Genomic DNA, 18032 nt, shown 5'->3' on the forward strand with positions numbered 1-18032 from the left:
CGTTGCAAGGATAGGTCAAAAGCGTTGTTGCTGAGGAGCGGGATTGATGAAACTATCCCGCTCGGCGACCTGGAATTGAACTTTTGATATCATCTTTATCGCATTTTAAGCGGCAACTTCGGAATACGCGCGCAAAGCTTAAACAGCCTTGGCTTATCATGCGCGATGCCAGAAAGGTGTTCAATCGCGCTGGCGTCACACCAGTGCCTTTCAGGGTGCGCAAATCCAACATCCCCATATCGCCGACCGATATTATCATTTCCAAGACTGACGGCAAAATAACCGTTTTCATCAACCAGAACCTGCCGCGATTCTCGCTCAACTATTTCCGGGACCGCATTGCATCCTGTGTCTACTGGGTCAGCATGACGGAAGGCGAAAATGAAATCATGGTAAATATCTCTGATGGCAACCAGCAGAGTGTCGCGCGCTACAGGTTCTCTGCCGCTTCATCAGAGTACACACTCTTGCCAGACCCGCATTTTTTTCGCGACCACGGCTATGCCGCAACAGATCTGTTCGCGGCACAGAGTGCTCCAGCGTGGGACTTGCGGCATGATGATATTATCTGGCGCGGTGCGCTGAACGGGACCGGGCATTTTTCACTCGAACCATGGGCAGAAGACAATCCCGGCGTGATACAGCGATTGCGCATGGCACAAAAATGCAAAGCGCTGGATGTTGATTTCAAGTTTGTTTCGGACCCGCAACGCAATGAAAACATTGTCCTTCGCAATGCAGGACTTCTTGGCGATTTCATTCCGACCCATGACTGGGGAGCCATGAAATACGCGATTGATATTGACGGCTTTACGAACGCTTGGTGCAACCTTTTGCAGCGGTTGAAGCTGGGTTGCTGTGTGCTCAAGGTCGCAAGCCCCTTTGGCTATCAGCAATGGTACTATGACCGGCTGATCCCGTGGGAGCACTTCGTACCGATCAGCGCCGACCTTTCGGACCTGAGAGAAAGGATCGACTGGGTCAAATCGCATCCAGCCGAGGCCCGCGACATCGCCAGACAGGGCCAAATCCTGGCCAAGGGCCTGACCTTTGAAAGTGAAACAGATTTTGCCGTACGGGCCATTGCAGAACGCGAGCGCCGCGCGTGAGTTTCCGGCGCAATAGGACCGTCCTTGTTGCAGGTGGCAGCCAGACATCAAAAAATCCCAAGACTTGCGCGGGTGGACGCCCAAAGTCGCTTTGCGGGAAGGACTTATGACGCTTTTTGATCTTGAAGAACCGGCTCCGGGGGACACCCTCTAGACGCATAACGCTTTGCTAGTCGATCTGCCCCAGCTTCAATCGCATTTCCCGCAGGACGGGCAAAACGGCTTTGGCTTTGTCCTCACCCACCTTGGTCACGACATCGGCGATGACTGGCGCGATAGCGGCCAGTGCCGCGTCTCGGGCGGCCTGCCCCGATGGGCTGATCGCCACCATCTTGCGCCGTGCATCATCCCAATCGGGGCGGACATGCACCCACCCCGCCCATTCAAGTTTTTGAAGGGTGTTTGTCATCGCCCCGCGGGTCAGATGGAACGTCTTGGCCAGTTGCGCAGGCGTCCGTTCAACACCCGCATTCGCCAGATGGTTCAGAACCGAAAAATGTGAAAGCTCCATCCCTTTTGGCAAGACCCGCGCCACATTCGCCCGCGCCAATTGATCCACAGCGAGAATTTCGCTGAACAGGGACACGGCAAGGTTATGTGCGGTATCTGACATCAGGGACCTTCAAAAGGACGATCATGGCTGAGGGCCGCAATCCGTTTGCGGCTTTGTGCCACTTCCGCAGGGTCAAGATCAACCAAGGCAAACCCCGGTTCGGTGCCTAGATCCGTCAACACCTCGCCCCAAGGCGAAATTGCCATCGTGTGCCCATATGTTTGGCGCGGCCTGCCTGCTTGGGCCGCATGTTGGCCGGTCTGGGCGGCGGCCAAGACATAGCACCCCGTCTCAATGGCGCGGGCGCGCAGCAAGGGTTCCCAATGTGCGGCCCCAGTTACGGGGGAAAATGCGGACGGCACCAGCAGAACCTGCGCACCTGCCTGGGCAAGCGCACGGTAAAGATAGGCGAAACGGATATCGTAGCAGATACTCAGCCCGATCTTTGCGAAAGGCGTATCCGCAACAACTGCCTGTGTGCCCGGCCGATACCCGGCGGATTCGCGGTAGGTTTCTGTCTCTGACACAGTCACATCGAACATATGGATCTTGTCATAACGCGCAACGATTTGCCCCGCAGGATCAATCAGGAAAGAACGGTTTGCAAAACGCCCGTCAGGGTCGTCGGTTTTCAGTGCCAAAGAGCCAACCGAGAGCCAGACACCATGGCGGATCGCCGCCTCGCGCAATCCGGCAAGGGTGATATCCTCGGCCTCGTGCTGCAACACGCGCTTTTGATGCGCGCGATCTTGTGAGACACAGTTGGTGACTTCCGGCGTCAGGACAAAACCTGCACCCTGCCCAGCCGCTTGTGCGACCATGTCAGCGGTCCGCGCCAGATTGATGACGGGATCATCGCTGACATTGAGTTGCAGGAGGGCCGCCTTCATGCAGCGAGCAGCGCGTCCAGTTTGCCGCCGCGCTCAAGTGCGAAAAGATCATCACAACCGCCCACATGGGTGCCGTCGATGAATATCTGCGGCACTGTGCTGCCGCCATTCGCGCGCTGGATCATTTCTGCACGGCGCTCGGGCTGCGCAGATATATTCACTTCGGCAAAGCTGATCCCTTTGGAAGACAGCAGGCGTTTGGCCATATGACAAAACCCGCAGGTTGGTTTGGTATAAATCTCGACAGTTGCCATAAGAATGATCCTTGCATCGCGTTAGCACTGATCTAAGCGTCTTTGACCACTCTTGCCAGAGTAACAATCGACACATTTCTGGCACCACCGGCCATCACAGCCTCGGCACTGGCAGCCAGCGTGGCCCCCGAGGTCATGACATCATCCACCAAAATCACATGTTTATCCGCGATCTGCGCCAAGCGTTTGGGATTGGGCAAGATAGCCCCTGCAAGCTCGGCAAAGCGCGCGTCGCGGCTATGGCCTTGCAAGGTTGCAGTGCGTTTGTGCCGCAAGAGCGCATCAACACAAACCGGCGCATCCATCACTTTGGCGATCTCTTGCGCAAGCAGGGCGGATTGATTGTAGCGCCTGCGAAGAAGCCGCAGCCAATGTAGCGGGACAGGCACAAAAACAGTGTCTAATACGGCCCAATTCGTAATTTTTTGCGCCATCCACCGCGCCGCTGGGCGTGCAAGTTCGGTACGGTCACCATGCTTGAGTGACAAGACAAGGCGCCGTCCGACGCCGCTATAGGCCAGCACCGTACGCCCGCGATCCCAAGGGCGGGCAATGGTCATGCAATCATCACACTGCACCGTTTCGCCGTGGTCTTCCCCGGGCAGCGGCACGCCGCAACTGTCGCAAACCAGCCCGCCAATGAACTGTGTTTCGCGCCAACATGCGGCGCAAAGACCAAAATCATCCTCGGTCGGCGCGTCGCACGCGACACATTGCGCGGGATAAATTGCCCGAATGACGCTTTGCAACCGCATGAATGCACCCTAAATGACCGGCATGGATATGCCCCAGATCACCGACCGTGCCGCCTTGATGCGCAACCGCGCCCGCGCGTTGCCCGAGGCGTTGTTCCTGCAAGAACATGCTGCCGATGAACTTCAAGAGAGACTGATTGAGGTTAATAGAACCTTTACGTCCGTCGCGATTGTCACCGGTTTCCTCGATTTTTGGGGCGCGCGTTACCCTGATGCGACGATTGTGCCCGATGACGACACGCTTGATCTGAAACCGCAGGCGCATGACCTGATCCTGCACACCATGTGCCTGCATTGGGCGAATGACCCTGTCGGCCAGCTGGTGCAGGCGCGCCACGCGTTGAAGCCAGACGGGTTGTTGCTCTGCACATTCCTTGGCGGGCAAACCCTGCATGAGTTGCGCATGTCATTGGCCGAGGCCGAGGTCGCTATCACCGGTGGACTATCGCCACGGATCGCACCCATGGGCGAAATTCGTGATCTGGGCGGATTGCTGCAACGGGCCGGCTTTGCCTTGCCAGTCGCTGACGGCACACCGCTGACGGCCAGCTACGTCAATGCCTTTCACCTGATGCACGATCTACGCAAGATGGGGGAAAACAACGCGCTCACGGGCAGGATCAAGCACCCGACGCGGCGCAATGTCCTGACCGAGGCAGCCTGCATTTACGCCGATAATTTCCGCAATACAGAGAATCGCGTCGATGCCACTTTTGAGTTCATCACGCTCACTGGATGGGCACCTGCCGAGAGCCAACCGCAGCCATTGCGCCCCGGTAGCGCGAAAACGCGCTTGGCGGATGCGCTAAACACAAAAGAAACGCCTTTAAACAGGTCCAATGATTGACGCGGCGCGTATCCCATTTAACTACCAGCAAAATGACGTTACCTAAGGGCCCATGAAAATGTTTGATGCACAGAACCAGGCCGAAGAGCGCCCCGCCGTATGCCCCGTACATGCGCAACCCGATCATCCGGCGGTGAAACCGGCCCGTGTTGGCATTTTGCTGGCAAACCTTGGGACACCTGACGCAACCGATTATTGGTCGATGCGGCGGTACCTGAATGAATTTCTGTCCGACAAACGTGTCGTGGATTATTCAGCCTGGATCTGGCAACCGCTCTTGCAGTTGGTCATCCTGACCAAGCGCCCGTTTTCGTCCGGTGCGGCGTATAAGTCGATCTGGAACGAGGAAGACAACGAAAGCCCGCTTCTGACTATCACCAAAAAGCAAACCGCCGCGATCAAGGCGCAGATGGTTGAACGGTATGGCGATGATGTACGCGTTGATTACTGCATGCGCTACGGCAATCCTTCGACCAAGTCCAAGGTGCGCGAAATGGTTGAAGCAGGGTGTACCAAAATCCTGTTCTTCCCGCTTTATCCACATTACGCCGGTGCGACGTCAGCGACGGCGAACGACCAATTCTTCCGCGCCCTGATGGACGAGAAATGGCAGCCGGTCGCACGTATTGTTGAGCCTTACTTCAACGAACCGGCCTATATTGAAGCTTTGGCACAATCCATCGAGCGCGCCTATGCGGAAGCAGAAACAAAGCCCGAAAAACTGGTGTGTTCGTACCACGGCGTTCCTGAACGCTATCTGCGCGAGGGTGACCCCTATCACTGCCAATGCCAGAAAACGACGCGCCTGCTCAAAGAACGCCTGGGCTGGGATGACACGCAGATCGTCACGACATTCCAGTCGCGTTTCGGACCAGAGGAATGGCTGAAACCCTATACAGTTGAAGAGGTTGCACGCCTTGCAGAAGAGGACGGCGTTAAAAACATCGCCGTTTGTGCCCCTGCTTTCTCAGCTGACTGCATCGAGACTCTGGAAGAGATCAACGAAGAGATCAAAGAGAGCTTTGAAGAGGCCGGCGGCGAGCACTTCACCTATATTCCGTGCCTCAACGATGATCCCGCACATATTGACGCGCTCTCGGGCGTGATTGAGAAAAACCTCAAGGGCTGGTTGGGCTGAACGTCAGCGATGAAAGTCGATCTGTCCGATACCGTTGCGACAGTTGACGCCCATGATCTTGGACCACTTCTTGGTCTGGATCCTGCCGAAGTGCCGGCCAAAATGCGGTCGGGCGAAATCACAAGCCGTTCCGAACAAGGTGTTGACGATGATGCGGGGCGTGTACGTCTGACATTTTGGTATAAAGGTCAACGTGTTCGGCTGATCTGCGACACTGACGGAACCGTTCTGAAAACCACAAGAATCAGAGCCGGAACCTGATTGCGGCAGTCGACAACAGATTGTCTGATTTTCATATTTTCTACCAATTAGACGCGCGCTGCATGAGGAATTACCGGCTGATCGGTTGAAAAGACTGCCTTTTGCGCAAATTGTGCCATATTTTTACCGGTCACCGCCCCAAAGGAAACATAATTCAATGACATAAAACTGTCGTAAAGTGTTTGTTTGGAGCGTGCCGAGAGTATGGCACGACAAGTGAGAATTATGAATGCAGCAACCCAGCCAATGCAAGGTGACGAGCAACAGGAAAGAAGTGAAGCACTTCCTGATGGGACGCACCTTTTGGGTGATCAGTTTACGGTTGAACGGGCGCTAAGCAACGGCGGCTTTGGGATCACCTACCTGGCGAGGGACAATTACCTTGATCGTCGCGTTGTTATCAAAGAATGCTATCCCGAAGTATTCTGTATGCGCCAAGGCAAGAACGTGCTTGTGCGCTCTGACCAGCACAAAGAAAAATACCGTACAATTGTAAAGATGTTCATGCGCGAGGCGCGGAGCATCGCGAAGATGCGTCACCCCAATATCGTGGGCGTCCATCGCATCTTCGAGGACAACCAGACCGCCTATATGGTTCTTGATCTGATTCACGGCCGCGATTTGCTGAGCATTGTGAATGACAAGAACAAGCCTTTGCCGCCAGCCCAGATCAAGGAAATCCTGATCAAGGTTCTGGATGCGGTTGATCTGGTACACCAAAATGACCTGCTGCACCGCGATATATCGCCCGACAACATTCTGTTGGACAAATGGGGAAGCCCGTTCCTGATTGATTTCGGCGCTGCACGCGAAGAAGCCAGCCGTGAAACACGTGCCGTTTCATCCGTGTTGATCGTGAAAGATGGCTATTCCCCGCAGGAATTCTACTTTGCAGGCGGAAAACAAGGCCCCAGTAGTGACCTTTATGCGCTTGGCGCCACGTTCTATCACCTGATCAGCGGTGTTGCCCCGCCAAACAGCCAAACCCGCATGGCCGAATTTGCTGGCAGAAACCCTGATCCGTGTGAACCGCTTGCCGGGCGCTTCCCTGAATATGATCGCGCATTTCTCGAAGCGATCGACAAAGCCATGCAGATCTTGCCAAAGGCACGGATCCAGTCAGCACGGGAATGGCTGAACATCATCAACAAAGAAGGCGAGCGGGTAAAACCGCTAAAGGTAAATTCCCGGTTTGACCTTAACAAGACTCTGACACGGTTGGTGTCCGAGACAAATGAGTACGTCCTGAACTCGGAACCACGCACACCCAAATCACAACCACTCGAGCTCAAGCCAGCAGAAGCGAAACCGGTAAGGGCACCGGGTTGGGTTCAGGAATTCAACCATGAGACAGGCAAAGCGCCTCAGACGGGGATAAGCAGTCTGGTCGACACAGTGGAAGAGCAGCGCGCGGTGGAAAAGACAGTTGCAGAACTTGAAGCCCGAAAAGCAGCACGATTGGCTGCCGAAGAGCGCAAGAAAAAGTGGTGGCGTCTGGGTTTTGTCAGAAAATAGGGCGAAACGGGCGCTTGATAGAAACATATAAAAAAAGGCGCATCCAAAGGTGCGCCTTTTTCGTTAATTCCACCGTATGACTGTCAAATCAGAAGAACCTGCGTACCGACACGGGTCAGCGCATAGAGCTCTGCAATCTGTTCGTTATACAGGCCAACGCACCCGTTAGAGGACCGGCGGCCAATCTTGCGTGTGTCATGGGTGCCGTGAATACGGTAGTATTGCCAAGACAAGTGCAAGGCATGCGTACCAAGCGGGTTGTCAGGACCCGGACCAATGAAATCCGGCCATTCGGGGTTACGCAGCTTCATGGATGGCGTCGGCGCCCAGCTTGGTCCTTCAACCTTGCGTGTGATCTCGGTCCGGCCCGTGCGCGTCAGTTCGTCGGACAGCGGAACACTTGTGGGATACAGCTTATAAATCGACTCGTCTTCAGACCAGAAATGCAAAGCGCGCGACTGCAGGTCGACCAGAATCGCGCCATTGTTCAGGTTGCTGAAATACGGCTGCCAGTCCAACGACCGGAAACTCGCGATATTCCGCTGAACACCTTGCGAGATATCAGCCTCGATTTCTGTGCTGTTGGCCGTCTGTGCAACAGCCCCTGTGCCGACGATAGCTGCCGAAGCCGCCAAGAACCCACGGCGCGAGAACGTATTTGTCATTTTGGCCCTCCTCAAAGGATCATTCTTCTTAAGAATAGTAGATAATGTGTCTGGCATAGCATCGCAATTCAAACAAATGTCATTCCCGCCAATCTGAGTGGATGTGGGTTTGAAGTGTCACGCCAATCAAGCTAAAGGTTTAGAAACTCAAAAAGGACGAGCGGTCTAATGTTGCGACGCGAAATGGTGATGGGACTGGCAGCAGTCGGACTTGCGGCCTGTAGTGCTCCGAGCAACAGACCGCTTGGGCCGGATGGGCTCCCCTTGCCGACGGCTTATGTGATACGTTCCGGCGATGAAGCCGCTGTGCAGTTCCGGATGCTGGATAGTGTCAACGCGCTACGGCGCACCGCAGGCGTCCCGCCTGTCGAACTCGATTCACGGCTGAATGCCGCCGCCGCGACGCACTCACGCGATATGGCCGTACAGAACAGGCCCTGGCTTTTTGGATCTGATGGTTCAAGCCCGCTGGAACGGGCACGTCGTGTGGGTTTCCCTGGGCGGCTGTTGGGTGAGAATATTTCAGAGTCATTTGAAACAGAATTGCAGACACTCGGAGCGTGGATGGCGCAACCTGATACCCGCGCTGTAATACTTGATCCCGACGCGCGTTTTATGGGCTTTGCATGGTATCAAGAGGAATCAGCCAAGCTTTGGTGGACATTGAACATGGGTAGCGACCCAAGCATCAGGCAGCCAATCGCCGGCTTCAGCTTCTAGGCGTAGATGTAGATCAGCGTGCCTGTGTCGACCATCGCGTAGACTTCTTCCATCTCTTCGTTAGTCACTGCAATGCAGCCCCACGTCCAATCCGGTGTGCCGATCCATCTTTGCGGTGTTCCGTGGATAAAGATATCACCCCCCGGATCCACACCTTTGGCCTTCGCATAGGCAAGGTCGTTGGCATCAGGATAAGAGATCCCCAAAGATAGGTGGAAGCGGCTGTTGGGGTTGCGCCGATCAATCCGGTAGCCGCCTTCGGGCGTGCGGCCGTCACCTTCTTGGGTCTTGTGGCCGATCGGATCAAAACCCAGATCGATTTTGTAGGACTTCAGCAGCGTACGGTTGTTGAGCAACTGCATCTCACGCCGTTCTTTCAGCACCTGAATACGGGTTACTTCTGGCCCAGTGTAAACCGATGCCTGACTTGCACACCCGGCAAGCCCAAATGCGGCTGAACCCGCAATCATGGAACGTCTTGAAATCATGTCTCTGCCCAATCGCTACGGTCTACGCCGTTTCGACCAGATTATATGATGTGGATGTGTCAGAAAAGATAATGTTGTGCGATTACACTCATTTCCGCGTGAATGATGCAACAACTTCAACATGCGGTGACCAGCGGAACTGATCTACAACCTGCACCCAAGGCATCACAAACCCTGCATCAACGAGCATTCTTGCATCTCGGGCGAATGTCACGGGGTTACAGGATACCATTGCAATGGTCTTGATGTCCGATTCTGCCAGATTCGCGATCTGGGCCTCGGCACCTGCGCGTGGAGGATCAATCACAGCGGCATCAAAATGGCGCAACTCGTCCGCCTCAAGCGGGCGGCGAAAAAGATCGCGGGTTTCTGTGGTGACACGACGCAACTGATGTCCCGCCCGCCAGCCCCGATCAAGTGCTGCCAGCATCGCAGCTTCGCTCTCAACTGCATGCACCTCTGCGCGTTTTGAAAGCGGAAGAGTGAAAGTGCCGCAGCCTGCAAAAAGGTCGATGATTCGGACTGCATCTGCAGTGATTTCGTCAACGGCGGCAAGCAAGGTGGCCTCGCCATGTTTCGTTGCCTGCAAAAACGCACCGGGCGGCGGCACAACTCCGGTCCCACCGAAGTCCTGCATCGGCGGATTGATCGTAACGACAGGTTCGTCGTTCCACACCAGCCGTGACAGACCAAACTGGTTGGCAAGCGCCGCCAATTCGACACGCAACTGCGGCGTCAGCTCTTTTTCTGTCCCGATCAAGATATCAGGGCCAAGAACCGCTTCGGTCACAGTCAGGTCGATTTCGCCTTTGCGCGAACAGGCCAGAACGGTCAAAGCCTCGAGCGCGGGAAAACTGGCCAGAAGTGCGGGCGTGACCAGTTGGCAATCTGTCACCTGCACGAGGTTATCCGACGCGCGGGTGTGAAACCCGACCATCGCGCCCTTTTTCGTGCGTCGCCCCGAGAATTTCGCCCGCCTGCGCGATTGTGCGGGTGACGTTGCGATTTCGCGGAACGCTGGGTCCAGTCCGCGGGCATGGACGGCTTTGACAACGATATCCTGTTTCCACGCGGCAACAAACGCGTCTGTGGCGTGTTGCATAGCACAGCCACCGCAAGTCTTGAAATGTCGACAGGGGGCGGCGACCCGATCCACGGAAGGCGTCACGATCCGCAGGGTACCGTCTTGCGCGACATCCACCTCTTCACCCGGCAAGACACGCGGCAGCAAGGATTGCCCGTCAGAGGCACGCCCCATGCCAAGGTGGGTCAGACTTTCGATCGTCAGCATTTATTCCGCCGCATCTTTCACATTGATGAACCCACCGGACTGGCGGTTCCAATAGCGCGCGTAAAGACCACCTTGGGCCAAAAGCACGTCGTGCGTTCCTTGTTCGACAATGCGACCTGCGTCAAGCACGACAATACGGTCCATCCGCGCCAAAGTGGACAGGCGGTGTGCGATCGCAATAACGGTCTTGCCGTCCATAATAGAGTCTAACGCAGACTGAATCGATGCTTCGACCTCGGAATCAAGCGCGCTCGTCGCCTCGTCCAGCACCAGAATTGGCGCGTCTTTCAGGATTGCGCGCGCAATCGCAATGCGCTGGCGTTGCCCGCCCGAGAGCTTGACGCCGCGTTCGCCCAAATGCGCATCATAGCCGGTGCGCCCTTTATGATCTTTCAGCGTCAGGATGAAATCATGCGCCTCGGCCTGCTTTGCGGCAGCTTCGATTTCGTCCTGCGTCGCATCGGGTTTGCCGTATCTGATATTGTCACGGGCCGACCGGTTGAACATTGCGGTTTCCTGCGTGACCATCGCGATCTGGCGGCGCAGGCTTTCTTGGGTCACGTCGCGCACATCGGCGCCATCAATCGTGATCTTGCCCGCCTCGGCATCATAAAGCCGCAGCAACAACGCCACCAAAGTCGATTTACCCGCACCCGAGGCCCCGACCAGCCCCAGCTTTTCACCAGGGGCCACATTCAGCGATACACCGTCCAAGCCACCCGGGCCGCCGCCATAGGTGAATGACACGTCCTCCAGCGCAATCGCGCCCTTGTGCGCGGTCAATTCAATCGCGTTTTCAGCATCAGTCAACGTATGTGCCGGGCTGAGCGTGATCATCGCATCTTCAACCTCGCCCACATTGGCGTACATGCCCATCAACGTGAAACTGACCCAACCCGTCATCTGCGCAAGCCGCAGCGATATCGCGCCAGCAGCGGCGATATCACCGGCAGAAGCGGTGCCTACGCTCCAGAAATAGAGCGTCATGCCGACCAGAATGACAGGCAACAGCCCGCCCAGCGCCATCAGCCAAAAGCGGAAGGATGCGGACATCCAGCCATAGCGCACAGCAGTGCCCCAGTAATTCTCCATCGCGTCAATCGCCGCGCGGTCTTCATGGGCGTCATGTGCAAACAGTTTGACGGTCTTGATATTGGTAATCGTATCCACGACCTGCCCTGTGACCATCGCTCGCGTCGCCGCGCGCGCTTTGGACCTTGCGCGGATACGCGGCATGAAAAAACGGATCAGCCAGATATAGGACGCCGCCCAAACCGCCAAAAGCAGTGCAGACCGCGCGTCTATCGTGAACAACAAAATGATTGAGCCCACCAAAGACGCCAAAGCAAAGGCGACCGTATGGATCATATCGACAATCAGGTCAGTGGTCGCTCGCGCTGCCTGCATCTGCTTTTGGGCAATTCGGCCTGCGAAATCATCGTCAAAGAATGTGACCGACTGTCCGATTGAATGGCGGTGCAAGCGTGACAGGATGAGATTGCCTAAAGACGGGCCAACGACCACCGCCTGCATCACGCCCGACACACCAAGGATAACCGGACGCAAAACGATGAAAAACGCGGTGACCCCCATCAACAAAAGTACATTTTCGGTGAAATATCCCTCGCCTGACGAATTCAGCGCCGCATCAATCACCCAGCCCAGCATCAGCGCCGTTGCGACCTCTAGGGTGCCGGCCAAAGCAGACACTAATCCAGCCCACAATGTGATTTTCGTGCTGCCTTTCAGACACCAGCGCAGGAACGCCATCAGGGTCTGTGGCGGCGGGCCTTCGGCGGGTTCAAAGGGGTCAATCCAGCGTTCTGGGGTCATTATTTTTCCTGTCCGCCCTGTCCCAGAAAGCCCCCTGATTGGCGCGCCCAGAACCGTGCGTATTGTCCATTTGCCGCCAGCAGTGCGTCATGGGTGCCGTCTTCGATGATGCGGCCCTGATCCATCACGATGATCCGGTCCATCCGGGCAATCGTCGACAAACGGTGTGCGATGGCGATGACGGTCTTGCCCTCCATCATTCCATAAAGTGTCTGCTGAATTGCGGCTTCGACCTCACTATCTAGTGCGCTCGTCGCTTCGTCCAAGAGCAGTATCGGCGCATCTTTCAAAATCACCCGTGCAAGACTGATCCTCTGTCGCTGTCCACCCGAAAGTTTCACACCGCGTTCGCCGACACGGGCATCATATCCTGTGTTGCCCTCATTATCCTGCAGTCCGATAATGAAATCATGCGCTTCGGCCTTTTGGGCGGCAGCGATCATGGCCTCTTCGGTGGCGGCGGGGTTGCCATAAAGGATATTCTCGCGCACCGAGCGATGCAGAAGCGCGCTGTCCTGTTGCACCATACCGATGGCACTGCGCAGGCTGTCCTGAGTGGTGGATCTGATGTCCTGCCCGTCAATCAGAATCTGCCCCTGTTCTACATCATAGAACCGCAGCAGAAGCTTCACCAAGGTCGACTTGCCCGCACCGGATTGCCCGACCAGACCAACCTTTTCACCGGCTGCAATCGAAAGATTCACATGATCCAGACCGCCGGTCTTCTTGCCGTAGTGATGTGACAGATTGCAGATTTCGACTGCACCGGAGCGGATATTCAAAGGTTTGGCATCCGGTTGATCAAGCAAAGTCACAGGCTGTGCGATAGTCAGCATCCCCTCCTTCACCACACCCAATTCGCGGAAGAAATCCGTCATCGCCCACATAATCCAGCCCGACATGGCATTCAGGCGCAGCGCAAGCGAGGTTGCAACAGCCACCACACCAACAGACGCCATCCCCTGCATCCAAAGCCAGATGGACCAGCCAACGACACCCACAACCAATACGCCATTCAGCAGCATCAAACCCGCGTCCATCAGCGTATAAAGCCGCATTTCGATCTGGAAGGTACGGCGCGCTTCCTCGATCGCTTCTTTTGCGTAATCAATTTCGCGGTCGTGATGGGCGAACATCTTGACGGCGTGAATGTTGGTGTAGCTGTCCACGACACGCCCCGTCACCGCACTCCGCGCGTTCGACGCCGCCTCAGATGCGGGCGTGATGCGGCGGATGACCCAGTGAAGCAGGAAAAGATAGGGCACAAGCCAGAGCATCAGCGGCAGCAACAGCCGCAAATCCGCCTGCCCCAGCAAAACGGCAGCGCCGATGATATAGGCCACGGCAAAGGTCAGCGCATCGAACAGTTGAAACACGACAGACCCCGCAGCAGGGGGTGTTTGCATGATGCGGTTCGCAATTCGGCCTGCGAAATCATCCTCGAACCAACCCACGGATTGCCGCAACACATGGCGGTGCGCCCGCCAGCGCACCAACGTGCCAAAATTCGGCAGGATCGTGTTGTTCAGCAGCAGGATCTGCAACATGTGAAAGGCGGGACGGATCGTCAGGATCAGGAAAGCAACCAGCAGAAACTCCGCACCACTCTCGGCCCATACCTGCGTAGGTGTGCCACCGCCAAGGATATCAACAAGGCGGCCAAGATAGCTCAGCAGCCAGATTTCAATCATTGCGATGATGATGGCGGAAATACCTGTGACCCAAAACACCTTTTTGAACGGCTCTGCGTAGGCGCGCAGAAACGGGTAAAGCCGCTTGGGCGGTGTGTCGTTCTCCTTGTAGGGCACATAGGGATCGACAAGACCTTCGAACCAACGAAACACGGGGCCTGCCTTTCTGGGTTAGACCCTCGCTATAGCAAAGCTTATCTCAGAGAAAAAGCAGGACCGAGAAACCCGCCAAAGCCAGCGCCATGACGCGCATGAAGATGCGCCACGCACCCGGGTTTTTCAGCAGATAAGCCAGCAAGCTACCCGCGACCGCCCAGAAGATGCAGACGCCAAGGTTGAGCGAGGAGAAGGTCGCCGCCAAGGTCAGCGCCTGCTGCATGGGAGCCAGCGTGGCGACATAGGCGGTGGCGCTGAGTGCAACAGCCCAGACCTTGGGGTTCACCCATTGAAACAGGATCGCCTGAAGGATGGTAAAGGGCCTGTCCGTCTCGCGCTTCTTTGCCGGATCAGCGCGCCAGAGGTTATAGGCCATCCAGAGAATCCAAAGGCCCGCGATGATCTTCAACACCCCGCCGAGCGCAGGATGCGCGGTGATCAATGCCCCGATGCCGATGCCTGTGACAGCAGCGATGATGCCGACACCCAAAGCCACGCCGATGATATGCGGCAGAGTGCGTTGAAACCCGAAACGCGCGCCGGAGGTTGTAATCAAGATCACATTCGGCCCTGGCGAGAAAAGGCCGAAGAAAACAAAACCGATGAGAGGCAGAAACTCAGCCAAGCAAGTCTGCTTTCGTGAGGGTAAAGCCTGAGGCGATCCACCGCGCCTCGGCCTCTTGCAGGGCTTTGCCCAGCACGGGACCGGAAAGTGCAGGCATCAGATCAGCGGCTTTGAGGGGAAATACTTGGTTTGCCGCATGGGTGATCGCCGCAAGAGCGGTGTCGGCGATTGGCTGTCCCGATGACGCGGATTGGACCAGTAAAACATCCCGTCCCGCGGCCTCGCCGTGACGATAAGCGGTTTCAACCGGCGACAGACCGGCGGTGATGTGACCCAGCACACGGGATTGGGCGTTAGACAGGCGCAGTGCCTGCGCGGGGTCCCCGCCAATCACCGCCAAACGGCGCAATGGATCTGGCGCGATACCAAGTGACTGTTCCAGATGCACGAGCACGGCCAGTGCCCCACTTTCTGCACCCGGCAAGACCTGCGCCAAGGCCCCGGTTGAGGCCATCGCAGCCAGAGCTGGTGCGGGATCAGGCGCACCAAGAAGCTTGAGCATTTCAGCGGTGATGCGCTCCACCGAAAGCGATTGCAGACCATCGATATTATCCGCACAGGCGGCCATCCCATCGCGGTCGGGGCCTTCGCTCACATCCCCATACCACGCATAAAACCTGAAAAACCGCAGGATGCGCAGGTAATCTTCTTTGATCCGCTGATCGGCATCTTCGATAAACCGCACACGGCGCGCGGTCAGGTCCGGCAGACCGCCCAAAGGATCGGTGATCTGGCCATCCGGGGCCGCATAGAGCGCATTCATGGTGAAATCGCGACGGCGGGCATCATCCTTGATGTTATCGGAAAAGGCGACAGCAGCGCGGCGGCCGTCGGTGGCAACATCTCGGCGAAACGTCGTGATCTCGAACGGGGTGTCGTTCACAACCAAAGTGACTGTCCCATGGTCGATCCCAGTGGGAATGGCCTTGATCCGTGCTTTTTTGGCCAATGTCATCACAGTCTGCGGTAAAGCATCAGTCGAAAGATCAAGGTCCGCGACGGGCGCGCCCAGCAGTTCATTGCGGACACATCCCCCCACAAACCACGCCTGATGGCCTGCGTTGGTCAGCAAGGCGCATACCTTTTGCGCGCCCTCATCGTGCAACCATGATGCAGAAATGCGGGTCATGCCATGCGCTCGGCAAAGGCGCGCAAAATACGCGCTGTGGCACCCCAGATATAATAGGGGCCGAAAGGTACGGTGTAATAGAGCCTGCGGCGACCTTGCCAGCGGCGACCCTCGATCAGGTAGTTTTTTGGCTCGAGAAGATGTGCCAAAGGGACCTCGAAGATCTCGCTCACTTCACCCTGTTCCGGCACAGGATCATAGTGCCCGTCAATAAGGCCGACTACCGGTGTCACCTGATACCCCGTGACAGTCTGATGCGGGGGCAGTTCGCCCAGAACATCGACGATCACAGGCGGCAGACCAATTTCCTCGCGCGCTTCGCGCAGGGCGGCATCAATAAGCGTGCTGTCAGTGGGGTCTTGTTTGCCGCCAGGAAAGGCAATCTGACCCGGGTGATGTTTGAGCCGCGCCGAGCGCTTTGTCAGAATAACAGTCTCGGTTTCTGCCCGAATACCGATCAGAACGGCTGCAGGCGTGAGCACCGCGTCGGGTTTCTTCACATCTGCGTTCAGGTCAAAATCGGAAGACGTGCTGCCCGCTTGTGCAAGCGCGCCTTCCAGTTTTTTGCGCAGATCAGGCACCGGTATCCGTGGCTTCAAACCCGAGCGTTTCAGGTTTGAAAATATAGTGCGCGCCACAGAACTGGCAGTCCGCTGTTACGGTGCCTTCCTCGGTTGTCATCGTGCGGATATCCTTGGCCGAATAGATCGACAGGCTTTGACGGACCGCATCCTCGGAACAGCTACAACCGAATTTGACGGGCTGTGCATCATAGACACGCGGCTGTTCCTCATGGAACAAACGCACAAGCAGGTCCGTGGGCGCAACGCTTGGGCCGATCAGCTCAATCTCGTCTACCGTATCCAACAGCACATTTGCACGAATCCAGTTTTCGCCCTCTTCGGCATCCAAGATATCCGTTGCGTCCAGCAGGCCATCTTCGCCTGATCCGCCTTCACCGGTCACATGGGGTGACGCCTTGGGCATATGCTGCAACATCACGCCACCCGCACGCCAATGGGTCCCTTCACCGGGCAGTTGCGACAGACCATGGGTCAGTTGAAAGCGCGTCGGCAACTGTTCGGATTGCGCGAAATAGGTTTCGGCACAGGCGGAAAGTGAGCCGCCAGCAATCGGCGTGATCCCCTGATAGGGGGCCATGTCCTGACCCTGATCAATCAGGATTGCAAAATACCCTTTGCCGATCTGGCTAAACGCATCAGCCGACTGGTCCAGTGTTTCCGCATCATAGGATGCATAGGCACGGATGCGCGCAGGGGCGCCGTCCTCGGTCGGGCCGTAGTAATCGGTCGCGATCAAACGGGCGGGGCCATCGCCGCGCACCTGCAACGACAGCTTCCACCGCAGTTTCATGGTTTGACCGATCAAGGCGGTCAGCAGCGCCATCTCGGCCACCAGACCTTCGATCATGGCAGGGTAATTGTGTTGCTTGAGAACCTGTTCCAAGACACCATCAAGCCGCGCCACCCGTCCACGGATGTCGGAGGCGTCAAGTTGGAATGGCAGGACGGTATCGTCCCAGGCGATTTTGGTGCCGAGGCTCATGGTCTTTCCTAACAGGTTTCTGGATGGCATACCGCGCCTATATAGGTGGGGCAAGGCGGCGTCCAAGGGTGAAGCTATGATCAGACGGTATGGCGAGGTGCCACAAAACGGGCAGCGCTACAAATTACGACCCGGTGTTTACGCGATTTTACCGCGTGCAGGCAAGCTGCTCTGCACCTATCAGGGTGATCCGCATTATGAGGTTCAACTGCCCGGCGGCGGCATAGACCACGGGGAACATCCGTTGAATGCGCTGCACCGCGAGGTGTTTGAGGAAACAGGCTGGCGCATTACGGCACCGCGCAAGCTAGGCGCGTTCCGGCGGTTCACTTTTATGCCGGAATACGATCTTTGGGCCGAAAAGCTGTGTCATATCTATCTGGCCCGTCCCGTGCGGCCCCATGGCCCGCCAAGCGAGCCGGGACATATGGCGCTGTGGTTGTCAGTCGATGAGGCTTTGACAGAGCTTTATAACGACGGCGATGCGGATTTTGTCGCACGGTTTGCGTCTTAAGGGGCTTTGCCCCCGGCGCTACGCGCCTCCCC

Annotated in this window: 20 protein-coding genes; 7 read left to right on the forward strand and 13 right to left on the reverse strand. The window is 56.6% G+C overall.

The window, feature by feature from the left end; genetic code table 11:
- Positions 1–158 precede the first annotated feature (158 nt).
- On the forward strand, positions 159–1109 hold the full coding sequence (locus C7964_RS00265) for a glycosyl transferase family 90 (protein ID WP_110277727.1): 951 nt from the start codon (positions 159–161) through the stop codon (positions 1107–1109).
- Between the two features lie 169 nt (positions 1110–1278).
- On the opposite strand, the gene C7964_RS00270 is transcribed toward C7964_RS00265, so the two are convergent.
- From C7964_RS00270 to C7964_RS00285, 4 genes are read right to left on the reverse strand one after another with little or no spacing between them, the layout of a single operon-like run.
- Entirely contained in the window at positions 1279–1722 is a 444-nt protein-coding gene (locus C7964_RS00270) for a MarR family winged helix-turn-helix transcriptional regulator (RefSeq protein WP_110277728.1), read from the reverse strand.
- Entirely contained in the window at positions 1722–2552 is an 831-nt protein-coding gene (locus C7964_RS00275; RefSeq protein WP_110277729.1) for a carbon-nitrogen hydrolase family protein, read from the reverse strand. The genes C7964_RS00270 and C7964_RS00275 overlap by 1 nt, the downstream gene beginning before the upstream one ends.
- Entirely contained in the window at positions 2549–2806 is a 258-nt protein-coding gene (gene grxC, locus C7964_RS00280; RefSeq protein WP_076660395.1) for a glutaredoxin 3, read from the reverse strand. The genes C7964_RS00275 and grxC overlap by 4 nt, the downstream gene beginning before the upstream one ends.
- 32 nt (positions 2807–2838) lie before the next feature.
- Positions 2839–3561, reverse strand: a complete 723-nt coding sequence (locus tag C7964_RS00285; RefSeq protein ID WP_110277730.1) for a ComF family protein — start codon at positions 3559–3561, stop codon at positions 2839–2841.
- A gap of 22 nt (positions 3562–3583) precedes the next feature.
- Here C7964_RS00285 and C7964_RS00290 point away from each other — a divergent pair, with 22 nt between their 5' ends.
- From C7964_RS00290 to C7964_RS00305, 4 genes are all read left to right on the forward strand, one after another.
- Positions 3584–4408 (forward strand): methyltransferase domain-containing protein, encoded by an 825-nt coding sequence (locus C7964_RS00290; protein ID WP_110277731.1) that lies wholly within the window; start codon positions 3584–3586, stop codon positions 4406–4408.
- Positions 4409–4460: 52 nt separating this feature from the next.
- Positions 4461–5546, forward strand: coding sequence for a ferrochelatase (gene hemH / locus C7964_RS00295; RefSeq protein WP_110277732.1), 1086 nt, complete (start codon positions 4461–4463; stop codon positions 5544–5546).
- Between the two features lie 9 nt (positions 5547–5555).
- Positions 5556–5807: a DUF6522 family protein gene (locus tag C7964_RS00300; protein ID WP_110277733.1), complete on the forward strand. Its 252-nt coding sequence runs from the start codon at positions 5556–5558 to the stop codon at positions 5805–5807.
- 225 nt (positions 5808–6032) lie between these two features.
- Entirely contained in the window at positions 6033–7322 is a 1290-nt protein-coding gene (locus tag C7964_RS00305; protein ID WP_110277734.1) for a serine/threonine protein kinase, read from the forward strand.
- Between the two features lie 83 nt (positions 7323–7405).
- Here the strand turns inward: C7964_RS00305 and C7964_RS00310 are convergent, their stop codons facing one another.
- Positions 7406–7987, reverse strand: coding sequence for a L,D-transpeptidase (locus C7964_RS00310; protein ID WP_110277735.1), 582 nt, complete (start codon positions 7985–7987; stop codon positions 7406–7408).
- Positions 7988–8155: 168 nt separating this feature from the next.
- On the opposite strand from C7964_RS00310, the gene dalA reads away from it, so the two are divergent.
- Positions 8156–8707 (forward strand): divisome-associated lipoprotein DalA, encoded by a 552-nt coding sequence (gene dalA / locus C7964_RS00315; RefSeq protein ID WP_110277736.1) that lies wholly within the window; start codon positions 8156–8158, stop codon positions 8705–8707.
- Here dalA and C7964_RS00320 read toward each other — a convergent pair.
- The 8 genes from C7964_RS00320 to hslO all read right to left on the reverse strand — a co-directional run bounded on the left by C7964_RS00320 (position 8704) and on the right by hslO (position 17486).
- A complete protein-coding gene (locus C7964_RS00320) occupies positions 8704–9195 on the reverse strand; it encodes a L,D-transpeptidase family protein (RefSeq protein WP_286163672.1) in 492 nt (163 codons plus the stop codon). The two genes, dalA and C7964_RS00320, sit on opposite strands and share 4 nt — an antisense overlap.
- A gap of 88 nt (positions 9196–9283) precedes the next feature.
- Entirely contained in the window at positions 9284–10486 is a 1203-nt protein-coding gene (locus C7964_RS00325) for a class I SAM-dependent RNA methyltransferase (protein WP_110277738.1), read from the reverse strand.
- Complete coding sequence (locus C7964_RS00330) at positions 10487–12319, reverse strand: ABC transporter ATP-binding protein (RefSeq protein ID WP_110277739.1); 1833 nt, start codon at positions 12317–12319, stop codon at positions 10487–10489.
- On the reverse strand, positions 12319–14163 hold the full coding sequence (locus tag C7964_RS00335) for an ABC transporter ATP-binding protein (RefSeq protein ID WP_110277740.1): 1845 nt from the start codon (positions 14161–14163) through the stop codon (positions 12319–12321). Before C7964_RS00335 ends, C7964_RS00330 begins: the two co-directional genes overlap by 1 nt.
- 46 nt (positions 14164–14209) lie before the next feature.
- Complete coding sequence (locus C7964_RS00340; RefSeq protein WP_110277741.1) at positions 14210–14791, reverse strand: LysE family translocator; 582 nt, start codon at positions 14789–14791, stop codon at positions 14210–14212.
- The gene (locus C7964_RS00345) at positions 14784–15920 is read right to left on the reverse strand and encodes a CCA tRNA nucleotidyltransferase (protein WP_110277742.1); all 1137 of its coding nucleotides are present in this window, start codon (positions 15918–15920) and stop codon (positions 14784–14786) included. Before C7964_RS00345 ends, C7964_RS00340 begins: the two co-directional genes overlap by 8 nt.
- Positions 15917–16501 (reverse strand): CoA pyrophosphatase, encoded by a 585-nt coding sequence (locus C7964_RS00350; protein WP_110277743.1) that lies wholly within the window; start codon positions 16499–16501, stop codon positions 15917–15919. Before C7964_RS00350 ends, C7964_RS00345 begins: the two co-directional genes overlap by 4 nt.
- Positions 16494–17486 carry an Hsp33 family molecular chaperone HslO gene (hslO, locus tag C7964_RS00355; protein ID WP_110277744.1) on the reverse strand — a complete coding sequence of 331 codons (993 nt, stop codon included), beginning with the start codon at positions 17484–17486 and terminating at the stop codon, positions 16494–16496. Before hslO ends, C7964_RS00350 begins: the two co-directional genes overlap by 8 nt.
- 76 nt (positions 17487–17562) lie before the next feature.
- On the opposite strand from hslO, the gene C7964_RS00360 reads away from it, so the two are divergent.
- The gene (locus tag C7964_RS00360; protein WP_110277745.1) at positions 17563–18000 is read left to right on the forward strand and encodes an NUDIX hydrolase; all 438 of its coding nucleotides are present in this window, start codon (positions 17563–17565) and stop codon (positions 17998–18000) included.
- Positions 18001–18032: the final 32 nt, after the last annotated feature.

The sequence above is a fragment of the Loktanella sp. PT4BL genome (genome assembly GCF_003201935.1).
In the GTDB taxonomy this organism is placed as follows: domain Bacteria; phylum Pseudomonadota; class Alphaproteobacteria; order Rhodobacterales; family Rhodobacteraceae; genus Yoonia.